Raw genomic sequence first — 411 nt, 5'->3', positions numbered from 1 at the left:
ACCGGCGGCATCGTGGCGCTGAATTCCGCCTTCGCGGGTGCGCAATGCGGCGCCGACGGCATCGAGGTGGAGGCTGCCGATGGCACGCGTCTGCGCGCGCGCTGCGTCGTCAATGCCGCGGGCCTGCATGCGCCGCAGGTGGCCCGCCGGTTCGTGGGAGGACGAGACCCCGCGCTGCCGCGGGCGTGGTACGCCAAGGGCAACTATTTCTCCCTTGCGGGCAGGGCGCCGTTCTCGCGGCTGGTGTACCCGGTTCCCGAGGCGGCCGGGCTGGGCGTGCACCTGACGCTCGACCTGGGCGGCCAGGCCAAGTTCGGCCCGGACGTGCAGTGGGTGGAGCGTGCCGACGACCTGACCGTCGATCCGGCGCGCGGCGACGGCTTCTATGCCGAGGTGCGCAAGTACTGGCCC

At 72.7% G+C, this 411-nt stretch carries 1 protein-coding gene; it reads left to right on the top strand.

All coding sequences use genetic code 11. The annotated features are described in order from the left end of the window. The coding region (locus GVL52_RS32430; protein ID WP_160012778.1) for an FAD-dependent oxidoreductase at positions 1-411 on the top strand (411 nt) is incomplete at both ends.

The sequence above is a fragment of the Rhizobium sp. 18055 genome (assembly GCF_902706285.1).
In the GTDB taxonomy this organism is placed as follows: domain Bacteria; phylum Pseudomonadota; class Alphaproteobacteria; order Rhizobiales; family Rhizobiaceae; genus Rhizobium.
The sequence above is the reverse complement of the archived record's forward strand: the minus strand, read 5'-3'. Positions and strand labels throughout refer to the sequence as shown.